Source organism: Paraflavitalea sp. CAU 1676 (assembly GCF_029223285.1).
GTDB lineage: Bacteria > Bacteroidota > Bacteroidia > Chitinophagales > Chitinophagaceae > Paraflavitalea.
The window spans coordinates 81,945-96,411 of record NZ_JARHUJ010000005.1; the positions used below are offsets into that span (position 1 = coordinate 81,945).

Annotated in this window: 12 protein-coding genes; 6 read left to right on the top strand and 6 right to left on the bottom strand. The window is 48.7% G+C overall.

Features of this window, described 5'->3' with window-relative positions; genetic code table 11:
• Positions 1 to 61: 61 nt before the first annotated feature.
• Both glmM and P2H89_RS16835 read right to left on the bottom strand, forming a co-directional pair.
• Complete coding sequence (gene glmM, locus P2H89_RS16830) at positions 62 to 1,441, bottom strand: phosphoglucosamine mutase (protein ID WP_275828928.1); 1,380 nt, start codon at positions 1,439 to 1,441, stop codon at positions 62 to 64.
• 382 nt (positions 1,442 to 1,823) lie between these two features.
• Entirely contained in the window at positions 1,824 to 3,806 is a 1,983-nt protein-coding gene (locus P2H89_RS16835) for an alkaline phosphatase family protein (protein ID WP_275828930.1), read from the bottom strand.
• Between the two features lie 59 nt (positions 3,807 to 3,865).
• Here P2H89_RS16835 and P2H89_RS16840 point away from each other — a divergent pair, with 59 nt between their 5' ends.
• The 3 genes from P2H89_RS16840 (at position 3,866) to P2H89_RS16850 (ending at position 6,928) form a co-directional block, all read left to right on the top strand.
• Positions 3,866 to 4,474, top strand: coding sequence for a phosphatase PAP2 family protein (locus P2H89_RS16840; protein WP_275828932.1), 609 nt, complete (start codon positions 3,866 to 3,868; stop codon positions 4,472 to 4,474).
• A gap of 18 nt (positions 4,475 to 4,492) precedes the next feature.
• The gene (locus P2H89_RS16845) at positions 4,493 to 5,791 is read left to right on the top strand and encodes a hemolysin family protein (protein ID WP_275828934.1); all 1,299 of its coding nucleotides are present in this window, start codon (positions 4,493 to 4,495) and stop codon (positions 5,789 to 5,791) included.
• A gap of 234 nt (positions 5,792 to 6,025) precedes the next feature.
• Complete coding sequence (locus tag P2H89_RS16850) at positions 6,026 to 6,928, top strand: dienelactone hydrolase family protein (RefSeq protein ID WP_275828936.1); 903 nt, start codon at positions 6,026 to 6,028, stop codon at positions 6,926 to 6,928.
• A gap of 189 nt (positions 6,929 to 7,117) precedes the next feature.
• Here P2H89_RS16850 and P2H89_RS16855 read toward each other — a convergent pair whose 3' ends face one another.
• The gene (locus P2H89_RS16855) at positions 7,118 to 7,660 is read right to left on the bottom strand and encodes a DUF6702 family protein (protein WP_275828938.1); all 543 of its coding nucleotides are present in this window, start codon (positions 7,658 to 7,660) and stop codon (positions 7,118 to 7,120) included.
• Positions 7,661 to 7,710: 50 nt separating this feature from the next.
• Between P2H89_RS16855 and P2H89_RS16860 the strand changes: the two genes are divergently transcribed.
• The gene (locus tag P2H89_RS16860; protein WP_275828940.1) at positions 7,711 to 8,349 is read left to right on the top strand and encodes a HupE/UreJ family protein; all 639 of its coding nucleotides are present in this window, start codon (positions 7,711 to 7,713) and stop codon (positions 8,347 to 8,349) included.
• Complete coding sequence (locus P2H89_RS16865) at positions 8,303 to 10,690, top strand: M1 family metallopeptidase (RefSeq protein ID WP_275828942.1); 2,388 nt, start codon at positions 8,303 to 8,305, stop codon at positions 10,688 to 10,690. The genes P2H89_RS16860 and P2H89_RS16865 overlap by 47 nt, the downstream gene beginning before the upstream one ends.
• A gap of 326 nt (positions 10,691 to 11,016) precedes the next feature.
• On the opposite strand, the gene P2H89_RS16870 is transcribed toward P2H89_RS16865, so the two are convergent.
• The 3 genes from P2H89_RS16870 to P2H89_RS16880 all read right to left on the bottom strand — a co-directional run bounded on the left by P2H89_RS16870 (position 11,017) and on the right by P2H89_RS16880 (position 12,956).
• Positions 11,017 to 11,211, bottom strand: a complete 195-nt coding sequence (locus tag P2H89_RS16870) for an Arc family DNA-binding protein (RefSeq protein ID WP_275828944.1) — start codon at positions 11,209 to 11,211, stop codon at positions 11,017 to 11,019.
• A 12-nt stretch (positions 11,212 to 11,223) separates the two neighbouring features.
• Positions 11,224 to 12,087: an SPFH domain-containing protein gene (locus tag P2H89_RS16875; protein WP_275828946.1), complete on the bottom strand. Its 864-nt coding sequence runs from the start codon at positions 12,085 to 12,087 to the stop codon at positions 11,224 to 11,226.
• 218 nt (positions 12,088 to 12,305) lie between these two features.
• Positions 12,306 to 12,956, bottom strand: a complete 651-nt coding sequence (locus P2H89_RS16880; RefSeq protein WP_275828948.1) for a hypothetical protein — start codon at positions 12,954 to 12,956, stop codon at positions 12,306 to 12,308.
• 321 nt (positions 12,957 to 13,277) lie between these two features.
• Between P2H89_RS16880 and P2H89_RS16885 the strand changes: the two genes are divergently transcribed.
• A complete protein-coding gene (locus P2H89_RS16885; protein ID WP_275828950.1) occupies positions 13,278 to 14,414 on the top strand; it encodes a cysteine desulfurase family protein in 1,137 nt (378 codons plus the stop codon).
• The last annotated feature ends 53 nt before the right edge of the window (positions 14,415 to 14,467 follow it).

Here is a 14,467-nt window from a genome sequence, read left to right on the forward strand (position 1 = left end):
CCAGGCTTCTTCCAATTATTGGAATACATCCTGGCGGGTCTTTAATAATTTCGATCGGGGCTTATAACGATTCCTTGATATCCTGCATCAAACGCAGCGCGATATTGTTGGCGGTCGTTTCAAAGTTACTTTCAGCGTAGATACGAATGATCGGCTCCGTATTGGAGGTACGCAGGTGTACCCAGTCACTGTCGAATTCGATCTTCAATCCGTCTTCGGTATTTACCGGCTGGTTCTTGTATTTCTTTTGAATGCGTTCGAATATACCCTTCACATCGATGCCGTTCTCCAGCTCGATCTTATTCTTCGAAATGAAATAATCGGGATAGCGGTTGCGGAACGATTTCATGCCATTCTTGTGCGTAGCCAGCGAGCTCAGGAACAAGCCGATACCGATCAACGCATCACGGCCATAATGGAAATCAGGAACGATGATACCACCGTTGCCTTCACCACCGATCACCGCCTTCACATCCTTCATCTTGTTCACCACATTCACTTCACCCACCGCAGACGGGAAGTATTCGCCGCCGTGTTTGATGGTTACCTCTTTCAGTGCCTTGGTGCTGCTCATATTGCTCACGGTATTCCCTACCTTCTTGCTCAATACGAAATCGGCAACAGCCACGAGTGTGTACTCTTCACCAAACATGCTGCCATCTTCACAAACAAAGCAAAGGCGGTCAACATCGGGGTCCACGGCAATGCCAAAATCAGCCTTGTGCTTGCGCACTGCATTGCTGAGTTCCGTCAGGTTCTCGGGCAATGGCTCGGGATTGTGGGCAAACTTACCGTTCAGTTCACCGTTCAATACGATCACTTCCGCAACACCCAATGCCTTCAGCACAGGAGGAACAAAAAGGGCGCCGGTTGAGTTGATCACATCCACCACTACCTTGAAGTTCTTCTTGCGAATGTCCTCAACGTTCACCAATGGATAATTGATGATCGCATCGATATGTTGTTGTAAAGTGTCGTCCTTCACTGTATAGGTACCCAGTTTATCAACCTGGGCAAAGGAGAAGTTGTCTTTGCTGGCTTTGTCCAGTACAATAGCGCCATCGGCTGCATTGATGAACTCGCCTTTTTCATTCAGCAACTTGAGGGCATTCCATTCTTTGGGGTTGTGACTGGCTGTAATAATAATACCGCCTGCCGCCTTTTCCCAAACAACGGCCATCTCCACCGTAGGAGTAGTGGAAAGACCAATGTCTACCACATCGATGCCCAATCCGATAAGGGTATTAACTACAAGTTGTTGAACCATCGATCCGCTGATACGTCCGTCGCGGCCGATCACGACCGTTTTACCCGTTCCTTTTTCAAGCAGCCAGCTGCCATAAGCTGCTGCAAACTTTACTACGTCGAGAGGGGTTAAATTGTCACCGGTCTTACCGCCAATAGTTCCGCGAATACCTGATATGCTTTTTATCAATGCCACAGTGCCATGGGTTTTATCAAGTTACAAAAATAAGGTGTTTGCTACTACGCAGAAATTACCACTTGTGGGTATTTTATAGGATGAGACTGACAAGCATCGAGCCGGGAAATTAGGGAAATAATAAGACATAGAACGATTTGTGGAAAAGGAATTCTGGGCAAACGGTTGTTCATAGGGGCGCCTGCACACCCCTCCACTTAATTGCTTTTTAACTGCCTGTCAGCCATTTCCGGCGAGCCGGCAGCTGCCATGCTGCAATAAACTACTCATCGATCCGGTTAAACTTTCGGCCCGGCTGCGTCGTGGGCCAACCCCGTACATCAATATAGCTGGTGATCAGAACGCCAAACAGTTTCCATATCCCAAACAATGTTGATTCCCGTCAATGATTTTTCTTATTGTTGAGCAAGAGGTACTTGGCCGTTTCATGCAGGGCTTCCGTCAGGTTGCGCATTTCATGCATCGAAGAATCGGTGGCAGCATCCTTTGCAGGCTTATTGTTATTGACCACAGAGAATAATTCTTCCTTGCCGGTTTTGATCTGCCGACGGTAAAAATAGTCACCCTTCACCACGCCCGACATGTTGAGGTCCGGATCAAAAATGAATGCGAACGCACGTGAAGTAGAATCCAACAGGTCTTTGCCAAGGGTGGTATTATTGTATGATATATTGGACAGTCCGGCAATAGTGGGCAACACATCAAGCTGCGAACAGATCATATTGCTGCGACGTGGTGCAATCAGCGAAGGGTTGTAGAACAAGAGGGGAACATGCATTGCAGTAAGGCGCTGTTCGGTCCACGATTGTGGAAACATCTTGCCTGCATTGCCGGGAATACCATGGTCCCCAATAAATACAAACACCGTATTGTTAAAGTATTTCTCCTGGCGTGCAGCTTCGATGAATTTGCGATAACAGAAATCCGTATAGCGGAAGGCATTTAATTCGTCTATCGATTCAAAACCATACTTACGCAGAGAATCTAGCGGGAAGTCCACCTTCTTAAACTCTTCCTGGTCTTCTTTCGGAATGGTATAAGGCCGGTGATTGTCGGCCGTTTGGATCACCGCGAAAAAAGGCTTTTCCTGCTGGCCCAGTATCTTGTTCGATTCAAGGAAAAGGTTCTTGTCGCTGATACCCCATACATCGATGGTGGGCGATTTGAAATCTTCACCTTCATACAATTTCAAACCAGTGATATTGTTTGTCAGTAGTCCGCGTACATTGGCCCAACTGGCGCTGCCTCCCAGAAAGTAAAGCTTTTCATAGCCGCTGAAATCATTGATGATGCTATGCTGATCAACGGCGCCCGGATTGCGGCTGGCTGTCTTCGGCATCTCCACATCGGGTGTGCCGGTAATAGTAGCCCAGATGCCCCGCGCCGTACCGTAGGTAGGAGTAAAGCAATGATCGAAGAACAGGCCCTGGCGGCTCATGCTGTCGAAGAAAGGAGTGGTGTTGAGCGGATTGCCCCACATAGAACTTTTGTATCCGCTGAACGATTCACAGATCACCAGCACGATATTGGGTTTGCTGGTCAGGGAACCGGGCCTTGGCGAAACCAGCCTAGTATAGTTCAACACAGAGTCTGAAACGGGTAACTGATAATATTGCGCAATGACCGGGTAGAGCGATTTGACTTTCTTCTCGTCGTATTTGTTGCGGAACTTCAGCGTATTGAAAAAAGATTCAAAAGGGTTCAGGGCCAGGTTGGCCTTGTAATCGTTGCCAAGCGCAAAAGCGTCGCTCCATCGAAGCGGGTATTGGTTGAAGCGGCCAAACACAAAAAAGCCCAGCACGAGAAAGGTGACTACGGAACTGATGATCCTGGTCTTTTTGTCGGCAGCCGAAGGCTTGTTGCGTACGCGCCGGTAAGCGAGTCTGATGAGCCACATGATCATCCAGGTGGCTAAGAGCAACCCCAGCACAAGCCTGATGACCGGGTACGACTGCCACACCATGTTCAGTGAAATACCAGCATCTTCCAGGTAGTTCAAGACGCTGGCGTTAAGGCGCTGCACCAGGTAGGCATAATGCGCAAAGTCGACTACAAACAGGAACAACAGCAGGAAAACGATCACCGACAGCAGGATGGTCCAGAATCTTTTGCCTCCCTTGCTTTTGAACGGGTGTATCCAGGGCAGGCTGCCCAGGAGCAGCATGACAAGTAATATTATGGAGATGGTACGCAGGTCAAAGCGCAGCCCCAGGAAAAAAGCATTGGTCAGGTTACCAAAGGTATTCCCTTGTTTGCTGAAGAACAGGAAGAGGCCCAAACGCATCAGGGTAAACAGGATCAGGAAGATGAAACCTGTCCACAGGATCCACCGGATCAATGCGGGGAGCTTTATAATTCGTTTCATTACAATGAAATAAAGCGCTAAAATTAAGGGAATCCTCGCTTTTCTTTATTTTTGTTACTATGATATTTGATCCCGGATCGGGCCTCTTAACATTCTGGCAACGGATACAACCCTTTGATACCTGGCTTCTCACCCACATCAATCAGGATTGGGGCAGCACCACGCTGGATACTGTGCTGCCTTTTATGCGGGAAACCATGTTCTGGATCCCGCTTTATCTATTCCTGATCCTTTTCACCACCATCAACTTTAAGATCAAGGGATTATGGTGGGTATTGGGGATCGCGCTCACGGCCATCATCGCGGACCTCATCAGCAGCCAGCTTATCAAACAAACCGTCATGCGCGTACGACCCTGCCAGGATCCGGAGGTGGCATCGCATATCCGCTTCTTTATTAATTATTGTCCACGCAGCTCCAGTTTTACTTCTTCCCATTCCTGCAGCCATTTTGCACAGGCCATGTACTTTTTCCTCACCCTGCGTAGTGTTTGGGGAAAGTGGGCCGGTCTCTTCTTTGCCTGGGCATTCGTGATCGCCTACACACAGGTATATGTAGGAGTGCATTACCCCTTCGATGTCTTTTGTGGCGCCATTCTCGGCTGCGGTATCGGTTTTGCTACCGGTAAATTATTTAATAACAAGATCGGATTACTTAGTTTAGCTTAGTCAAATTATACAGCCCTCATGTCGGAGATTTTTATAATACTTGGATTAATACTACTGAATGGATTGTTTTCAATGGCTGAAATTGCACTGGTCTCCTCCCGTAAAGCCAGGTTGGAGGCGCAGGCCAATAAGGGCGACAAAAGGGCGGAAGAGGCCCTGAAACTGGCCAATCATCCCGATCACTTCCTGTCTACCGTACAGATCGGAATCACCCTCATCGGCATTTTGACCGGTGTGTACTCGGGTGAGCAGCTCAAGACCGATCTGGTTGAATATATTAACCGTTTCGAATCATTGCGGCCTTACAGCAACGGTGTCGCTACTACTGTATTGGTCATCCTGATCACCTATTTTTCATTGGTTTTGGGAGAACTGGTGCCCAAACGCATAGGTTTATCCAGACCCGAAGTGATCGCCAAACTGGTAGCTGGCCCTATGCGCGTAGTAAGTTTCATCACCTATCCTTTCATCTGGTTGCTGACCAAGTCGACACAGTTGATCGTAAGCCTGCTGCGCATCAAGGCAAAAGACAACCAGGTAACGGAAGAAGAGATCAAGGCCATCATCAGTGAAGGAACCGAGCAGGGCACCATCGAAGAGGCAGAACAGGAGATCATCGAGCGGATCTTTCACCTCGGCGACCGCAACATCACTTCCCTGATGACGCACCGCAGTGATATCATCTGGTTCGATGTTACCGATAACGAAACGTCGATCAAAGACAAGATCGTAACAGAGCCACACTCTGTGTACCCCATCTGCGAAGACGATCTCGACAATATCAAAGGCATGGTGTCGCTCAAGGACATGTATGTCACCAATGACCTTACTCATTTTAAACAGATCATGAAGCCGGCGCTATTCGTACCGGAAAACGTGACTGCCTACAACGTATTGGAAAAGTTCAAGGCCACCAGGAACCATGCCTGCTTCATTGTTGATGAATATGGAAGTGTGCAGGGAATGATCACGCTTAACGACATCCTGGAAGCTATCGTGGGAGGCATGCCCGAGATCAATGAGGTGGATTACGAGATCGTGGAACGACAGGATGGTTCTTACCTCGTGGACGGGCAAATACCTTTTTACGACTTTCTGGACCGCTTTGCCAAAACCGAATACATGCACGAGGGCGAACAGGAGTTCGATACCCTCGCTGGTTTCATACTGCACAAACTGGAACGCATACCCCACACTGGCGATACCCTCGCCTGGGAAGGCTTCAAGTTCGAGATCGTCGACATGGACGCCCAGCGCATCGATAAAGTGCTGGTGAACATATCCGATGCCATCAAGGAAGAAATGGAGGAGGAATAACTGCGTTTGTAATTCTCACCGGGTATTGATGAATGTCAAATGAGTACCTGCCTGAAACTCAGGCAGGTGGCCGCTTTGCCGGTAGGCCTGTTGATAACGGCAGGGGAAGATTGCTGTGTGTGCCAGTAAAAATACGGTTTTAACATTTCGATCAGTTCTACGCTTGACGGGCAGCCAAAATGGCACCATCTTTGACTCATCACGATCCGTTACACAAACTAAAGTCTGAAACTTATGAAAAACGCGATCAAATACCTGCTGATCTTCCTGGTGCCTGTAGTAACGGTCACCGCCTGTAAAAAGGATACGGAGGAAAAGCCCACGGAGGGAACGGAAAAGCCTGGAACAAAACCACCTCCCACAACGCCGCCGCCTGCTACCAATCCATATAACAATATAGTAGAAACGAAGGCGCCCGTTCAAAAGGCCATCACCTATAATGTAAATACCAATATCGGAGGATTTCAGCAAGCCCTGCCTTATCTCTACGATAGTACCACAAAACGTTATCCCCTGCTCGTCTTCATCCATGGGATCGGCGAACTGGGCGATGGATCCACACAGCTGTACAACGCAGCCAACGTGGGTGTAGCCAGCCTGATCAGGAACAAACTGTTCCCTGCCAATTTCGTAGTGAACAGCAAGAACTATTCGTTCATTGTAATATCGCCGCAAATAAAGAAATGGGATTATAAGACAGTTGCAAAGGACATCAATGATATGATCAACTATGCCATCTCGAAATACCGCATCGATACCACCAAAATGTATGTGAGCGGACTTAGTATGGGTGGTGGTTATACCTGGGATTATGCAGGTGTGTATGCCAGCCGGCTTGCCGCCATAGCACCTATTTGCGGCGCCTCGGGTCCCAACGATGCCAAGGCAAAAGTGATGGCAACGGCCAACCTGCCAGTATGGGCTTTCCACAATAATGACGATGGAACCGTTACGCCCGCCAATTCAACCGGCTATGTGAACAAGATCAATTCCTATAATCCGGCCATCAAGGCTAAACTCACCCTGTGGCCTACCGGCGGGCACGATGCCTGGACCAAGGCACTAAATCCTAAGTACAAAGAGAATAACCTGAGTGTTTATGAGTGGATGCTGCAATACAGCAGAACGAAGAAGTAACCCTGACCATTTAATCAATACGCATTAATCGATTCACCCGGGAAAAACGCAATGGCGCAGCGCGAAGATATATTGTTAAGGCTCTGATTATGTATTCAAGCGCTGCGCCTTATTTTTTGCAGGGCGCCAGCCGTGGTCAAAAACGCCTACAGCACACGAGGGCAGCGCAAGACGCTCTCTGTAAAATTATCAGAACTCGAACTTAGCTTCTTTATCAGGATTGTTTAAGCGTGTACTTTTCCTGTTGCCTCCGACAGACACGTGCATCAGGTTCAATTGCTTTTCATACGTCTCATATAAAATGCTGTTGCTGATCTCCACCTTTTTGGGGGCGGTGGCTGCCGGTGTTTGAAAATAGCTCCAAACCGCATCATTCTCCCGCTCGAAGCCTACAAATTCCAGGGCTATATCCTTGCCATCCAGCTTGATCAGTAACCGCTTGCGTACATAATCCGACACGAGTTTATCGGCTTCTGCCTTGTCTTTAGGGTTGAACAGATCGATTTTTTTATTATATTGACCGGCAAGCGCCTTTTCAAAATCATCGGTGAAGATCTTGCAGCTGATCTCGAGGTTCTTATCGGTCGCATTGTGGTTGATCTCCGTAACACTCACATACAGCGGATGTACGACCGCCGGAGAGGAGGGGAGCTGGTTCGGGTTTACAGGGCCACCAAAAAGGTTGATCGCCACCAGTAACCACTTATAGAGAGGAAGCACCATTAACATCATAAATTTTTCTGTTACAAATCTCTTAATTATTTTGGTACCCGCTTGGTAATATGCAAGATTTTACATTTTATTTTCAACTCGGCATAGAACACATCCTTACCCTGGATGCAATGGATCATATCCTGTTCGTTACTGCACTCTGTCTGCGGTATCTGTGGCAGGACTGGAAGAAAGTGGTGATCCTGGTGACGGCCTTTACCATTGGCCACTCGATCACCCTGGCCCTGAGTGCACTGGGGTATGTAAATTTTTCAACCGATTGGATCGAGTTCCTGATACCGCTTACCATAGCGGCAACCTGTATAAATAATATTACGCAGCCTGCCACGACGACTCAAAAGAAACTACCGCTGATCTATTTCTTTGCCTTGTTCTTTGGCTTGATACATGGATTGGCTTTTGCGGGGCAGTTCCTCAGTCTCGAAGGAAAAGAGAGCCTGGTATCGCACCTGCTGGCATTCAACCTCGGTATCGAGGTAGCGCAGCTGTTGGTAGTAGTAGTGATCCTGTTCCTGTCGTTTGTGGTGGTGCAATTACTGAAGTTGTCGAGGATAGCTTGGTTGAGGATTGCCTCGGGCGTCATCCTCGTCTTTTCACTCATTTGGGCATATCAACGTTTTCCACATACTAAAAACACACATGATGAGAAAGTCACTGTTCGTGGCAACGGCAGTCGCAGGTTTGTTTAGTGTAGCCAATGGCCAAAACATACAAAACAACCCCGGCTCCAACCACGGTAATAAATTTGAACAATTGGGCATTATGCTACCCACGCCCAATGAATACCGCACCGCCAGCGGCGCCCCCGGCCCCAAGTACTGGCAGCAACGGGCTGATTATGACATCAAATGCGAACTGGATGAGGTGAACCTCAAGCTCACCGGTAGCGAGAAGATCACGTATTTCAACAATTCTCCCAATACGCTCACTTACCTGTGGCTGCAATTGGATGAGAACGAGCACAGTTCGGTCAACAATGCCAATTACCAGAACAGCCGCACCATGTCGTCGCAGCTCAACGTAGCGAGCATCGACCAGCTGGAGGCCGACAGAACCGACAACGGTTATGGCATCAACATCGTTAAGATAACCGACGCCCTGGCCAAGCCGCTCAAATACACCGTCAACAAGACCATGATGCGTGTTGAGCTGCCCGCTCCGCTCAAAGCCGGACAAACTTTCGTGCTTAACATCAATTGGAATTATAAGGTTTCCGACCGCATGAAATTCGGCGGTCGCGGAGGTTACGAATACTTTGCCGAAGATGGCAACCACCTCTTCACCATGGCACAATGGTATCCCCGCCTTTGCGTATACAGCGATGCAGTAGGCTGGCAAAACCACCAGTTTACCGGCAGGGGAGAGTTCGCCCTCACCTTCGGTAACTTCAAAGTGGCCATGACCGTACCTGCCGACCACGTAGTAGGCGGCACCGGCGAGTGCACCAACTATGCACAAGTGCTTACACCGGCTCAGTTGGGCCGCTGGACAAAAGCACAGGCTTCCAAAGAGCCGGTAGAAGTGGTTACCCTCGACGAAGCGAAAAAAGCAGAAGGACAAAAGAGTACCGCAAAGAAGACCTGGATCTTCAAAGCCGATAACGTACGTGACTTTGCCTGGACAGCTTCCCGTAAGTTCGTTTGGGATGCCATGCCAACCTATGTGGAAGGCAAGAAAGTAATGTGTATGAGCTTTTATGGCAAAGAGGCCTACGGTTTATACCGCAAGTTCTCTACTAAAGCCGTGGCACACACCATTCGCAGCTACTCTAAATTCACCATTCCCTATCCATACCCCGTTGCGCAGAGTATAGAAGCGGCTAATGGTATGGAATATCCGATGATCTGCTTCAACTATGGCCGTACTGAAAAGGACGGATCTTATACGGAAGCTACCAAGTACGGCATGCTGGGTGTGATCATCCATGAAGTAGGTCACAACTTCTTCCCCATGATCATCAACAGCGACGAACGTCAATGGAGCTGGATGGATGAAGGCTTGAACTCATTCGTGGAATACCTCACCGAAGAACTGTACGACAATAAATTCCCCGTTCGTGGAAAAGGACCAGCCTGGGCCATCGTAGATTATATGCGCCTGCCCAAGAATCAGCTGGAGCCCATCATGTCGAATTCTGAGAACATCATCGGATTTGGTCCGAATGCCTATACCAAACCGGCTACCGGTTTGAACATGCTGCGCGAAACCATCATGGGCCGCGACCTGTTCGATTATGCATTTAAAGAATATGCACGCCGTTGGGCCTTCAAACATCCCGAACCTGCCGATCTCTTCCGCACGTTGGAAGATGCATCTGGTGAAGACCTCGATTGGTTCTGGAGGGGTTGGTTCTTTGGTACCGATGCCTGCGACATCGCATTGGATACTGTAAAGTATTTCAAGGCAGACGTATCTTACAATCCTCCTGCACCCAAAGAAGGAGCTACCTCCAGCCGCAAGCTGGAAAAACCGATGGGCTCTGCATTTCCTACCGACGTTTCGAAAGACCGCAATGCAGCCGATAAGAGCATTCAATTCCTGACCGATCAGGATACCACCCTGCGTGATTTCTATTGGAAGTATGCACGTGGCCTGGAGCCAGTGGATACAACCACTTACCAGGTACCTGTTGGCGGTGGTATCGAAGCAGCGGATGAAGCGGCCAAGCAGAAAGCAGCCGGCAAGCATTTCTATGAGCTTACCTTCAGCAACAAGGGTGGCCTGGTGATGCCGATCATCGTTGAGTGGACCTATAAAGACGGCACCAAAGAAGTGGATCGCATCCCTGCACAGGTATGGCGCCTCAACGAGCAGAAGGTAGTTAAGACCTTCATGAAAGACAAAGAAGTGGAGTCTGTGAAACTCGATCCGATGCGCGAAACAGCCGATATCAACGAAAGCAACAATACCTGGGGTACCATTGCTGCGCCTTCCAAGTTCACCGTGTTCAAGCAAAAGCAACAAACCCGTGGACAGTCTTCCGGCATCAACCCGATGCAGAAGGCCGAAGAGAAGAAGAAAGCATTCTAATCTCCGGATAGTATAAACTTGTAAGCGCCCCGCAGTGGTAATTCCACTGCGGGGCGCTTTATTTATGGGGCGCAATCTGAGTGCGCACCAGGTCTTTAATTGTTGAACATAAAAAAGCCGGTACGCTTACGCAGTACCGGCTGTCAATAAATATGTTGATGGTTAGTTGCAGGCTTTGGCGAACAAGCCGACCAAAGCTACAACTACAGGAATCCAAAAGAAGAGAAAAGATTTACTCATGGCGTGGGTTTTATAATGATTCGTGTTAATGTAAAGATACGACAACAGTACCCCGAACCCTAACCACTGATCCGGGATTTCCAAAATTACCCAGTTTCGGTAGGTTCGTCTGCTGGAGGCTGGTTATCAGGATTCTTCTTTCGCCCGTTGGCCTTCAATGCCTGATCGATGATCCATTCCAACTGACCATTCACACTTCTAAACTCATCCGCGGCCCATTTCTCAAGCGATTTGAAGGTCTCTTCGTCGATCCGCAGTACAAAGTTTTTCTTGCTGCCCACTACAGAAGGATTTTATTGATAAAGTGTTCCGGTATTCAGGATCGGCTGCGCGCCACGCTCGCCGCACAATACCACCATCAGGTTGCTCACCATCGCAGCCTTCTTTTCTTCATCGAGGGTTACGATCTTTTTGCGGGATAATTGTTCCAACGCCATTTCTACCATACCCACAGCGCCTTCCACGATCTTGGTACGGGCAGCAACAATGGCTGTAGCCTGTTGGCGTTGCAGCATCGCTCCTGCAATTTCTGCTGCATAGGCCAGGTGACTGATCCTGGCTTCCCGCACTAAAATGCCGGCGGCAGCGAGCCTTTCATTCAGTTCCTGTTCCAGCATTTCGTTGACCTTATTACCTCCATCACGCAAAGTAATAGCGGCATGTTCATCTTCCATATGATCATAGGCGTAGGTAGTGGCGAGGTGCCGGATGGCGGCTTCGCTCTGGATCTTTACATAATGGACATAGTCGGCCACTTCAAAAGCCGCTTTATAAGTATCATCAACCTGCCACACGATCACTGCAGCAATCTCGATGGGGTTACCCATTTTGTCGTTTACTTTCAGTTTACTGCTCTCGAGATTCTCGGCCCGGAGGGAGATCATTTGTTTTTTGTACAGCGGGTTTACAAACTGCAGCCCATTCTCTTTTACCGTACCGACATACTTGCCAAAGAAGGTCATCACCCGCGAGTGATTGGGACTTATCACGATGATACCAAGGGATAAAAAGACGCTGGCGATAAAGGAAAATACCCCCAGCAGCACGAAAGTGCCGTTGTCACGGCTCCCCGCAAAAAAGTAAATGGAAGCTATGAATAAAATAACCGCGAGGAGAAGGGCCAGGTAGCCCGACATGGGTTTCATGATCTTTTGCATAACGAAGGAATTTAGGTATGATATCAATATGATATCAAATCTACATCATGATCCTGAATCGTCCAAGCGTTCGTTATGAGCAGCAAAGGAGCCCGCCTGGCAATTATAAAAGCCGGTAGGAGTGGGGATGCCGGCGCGTAACAAAGCCGCGGCCAGCATCTCATCGATGCTGGCCGCTGTATAAGTGATTAGTAATAAGTAGTTTGTGAGTAGATTGCTTAATTGCCGGTACTCCCATCGCGAACCCGGACCTTCTTTTTGCCGGCATTCTTCTTTTCAAAATCCAGGACCTCCTTGGGTTTGGCTATTTCCTTTTTGGCTGTGGGGGCCGTAGACTGGGATTTGGCTTTTTCCAGCTCGCCGAGCACGTAACTCTCTGTTTTGCTGACCATACCGGTCTCCGAATCGAAGTATTTCCACAAGCCATGCCGCAAGGAAGCTCCTTCGTTCTTGATGATCACGGCCCGGTAGGTATCAAATTTATCGGGGTCCTCGATCATGAGGGTATCATACAGTTTGTCTGGATTGATGGCCTTCCAGCGCTGTTCCAGGCGTAATTCACCGTGCTTATTATAATATCGGCACACACTGTCCTTTAAGCCCCATTTGTAAAATTCAACGCCCACCAGATCGCCCTGGAGGCTGAACAGGCGCCATTCTCCATCCTTGCGGTTGTGCACATACCAGCCTTCCTCTTCATAGCCGGGTTCGCCCCGAACGGTTTCGTAGCGATTTACCCAGGGCCCCTGTTTCCTGTTGATCACATCAATGCGGTTCAGCGTATCGCCCTGTGGATTGAGCTTATAGTCCTTCCATTGCGAAAAGGCATTCACAGAAAACAACAACAGTATAAGAAACATCCAGCGCATGACAGGCATTTTTAACTGATTAAGAGCACGGCAAGACCGACAATAATAACGCCAAAGTTCCGCAATTCATTGTAAACAGAACCTTAAAGCTCAGCTGCGGCAATTCTCTGGTTTCCAGCCCCTGCAACGGCTATAATCCATTGGATCACTGGACAATGGTGCAATTTTCATTATCCATTGAACTGATTGTTTCGTTGAATGTTATCTATGAAATTATTATCCATTTTGAACGATGATCAGGAAACCCGCTATTTCTATGACGAATTTGCAAACCACAATGGCTGGGTTTTTCGATCTAAATATTTCGGAAATTTGCGCCCCATGAGCCACAACACACGTATCTATTTCGACAATGCGGCCACCACCGCCCTCGACCCGATCGTTCTCGAAGCTATGATGCCTTACCTAACGGAAAAGTTTGGAAACCCTTCTTCCATCTATTCCTATGGCCGGGAAACGAGGCTGGCCATCGAAACAGCCCGTAAGTCTGTGGCTAAGATCCTGAATGCCCACCCGGCCGAGATCTTCTTCACGTCCGGGGGTACTGAAAGCTCCAACACCGCCATTAATGCCGCCGTGCATGATCTCGGCTGCCGTCATATCATCACCTCACCCATCGAACACCACGCCACCCTGCATACGGTAGAAAACCTCTATCACCGTGGCGAAGCGGCCCTGAGTTATGTGAAGTTGCTGCCCAACGGCCATGTGGACCTCGAAGACCTCGAGCAGTTACTGGCGGCGCACGAAGAGAAAACACTGGTAACCCTGATGCATGCGAATAACGAGATCGGCAATATCCTCGACATTCACGCAGTAGGTAATATCTGCAAAAAGTATGGCGCCATCTTCCATTCCGATACCGTACAAACAGTAGGTCACTTTCCATTCGACCTCCGCAATACACCCGTACACTTCATCACCGGAGCCGGGCATAAATTCCATGGTCCCAAAGGAGTAGGCATCATGTACATCAATGAGAATGTAAAGATCAAGCCGCACATCCATGGTGGCTCACAGGAACGCAACATGCGTGCGGGTACCGAAAACCTCTATGGTATAGTTGGTTTTGCCAAAGCACTGGAACTGGCCACTACGAACTATGAGCACGATAGCGCTTACATCAAAGGGCTTAAGCTCTATATGATGGAGCAACTGCAAAAGACCATCAAAGGCGCCGCCTTCAACGGTGATATCCTGGGCAAAAGTCTTTACACCGTGCTCAGCGTATCCTTCCCCAAAACAGAGAAATCGGAAATGATCCTCTTCAACCTCGACATCAACAATATCTGCGCCAGTGGCGGCAGTGCCTGTACGTCGGGGGCCGATCAGGGATCGCACGTGATCCGCGCCATCAACAACAACCCCAACCAGATCACGGTACGCTTCTCTTTCAGCAAGCACAACACCAAAGAAGAGATCGACCAGGTGATCGCTAAGTTGAAAGAGATTATTTAGGCAGCATAAAGTGATCGGCTAAAATCACTTAACTTCCTGCCTAAATCGTGTTG